The sequence below is a fragment of the Mycobacterium sp. NAZ190054 genome (assembly GCF_001545925.1).
Taxonomy (GTDB): Bacteria; Actinomycetota; Actinomycetes; order Mycobacteriales; family Mycobacteriaceae; genus Mycobacterium.
In genome coordinates this window covers 1-704 of record NZ_LMVQ01000510.1, presented here as the reverse complement: position 1 = coordinate 704, position 704 = coordinate 1, and the positions used below count along the sequence as shown (strand labels likewise).

1 protein-coding gene is annotated in these 704 nt (G+C 64.2%); it reads right to left on the bottom strand.

Translation table 11 applies throughout. From position 1 onward, the window contains the following. The coding region (locus ASJ79_RS25095) for a TRAP transporter substrate-binding protein (protein WP_067961328.1) at positions 1 to 704 on the bottom strand (704 nt) is incomplete at both ends.

Genomic DNA, 704 nt, shown 5'->3' with positions numbered 1-704 from the left:
CCTGACCGCTGCGGGGGTCAGTTCACTGAACACCACGCCGCCGTCCTCGAGCTTGGCACGGTTGGTCTCGACGTCCTTGATGTTCTGCTCGACCTCGAACTCCGCTGCCGCCGTGGCGGCCTCCTGGACGACCTGCTGATCCTCCGCGGAAAGGCCGTCGAACGCCTGCTCATTGATGACGAACGCGACCGCGCTGTAGGCGTGATTGGTCACGGTCATGAACTCCTGGGCGTCACCGAAGCCGAAGCTCGCGGTGAGGTTGATGCCGTTCTCCTGCCCGTCGACCAGCCCCTGCTGCAGCGAGGTCAGCGTCTCGGTGATCGGCAGTGGAGTCACCCGCGCACCCAGCGCCTCGAAATAGTCGATGAGCACGGGAACCTGGGTCACCCGCAGATTCAGGCCGTCGATGTCCTCGACGGTCTGGACCGGCCGCACCGAGTTGGACAGCGCACGGAAGCTGTTGTCCCCCCAGGCCAAAACCCTGATGCCGTGTTCGGCCAGCCGGGCGGCGTTGTACTCGCCGAGAAATCCGTTGTAGTAGTGCTCCTTGACCTGGTCCATGTTCTCGAACAGATAGGGCAGCCCGGCCACCCCGACCTCGGATTCGACACCGCTGAGCCCGAAATCGCTGATGATTCCCATGTCCAAGGTCCCGCGCTGGACCGCCTCCGACATCGTGAACTCATCGCCCGCGACGCCGTTGA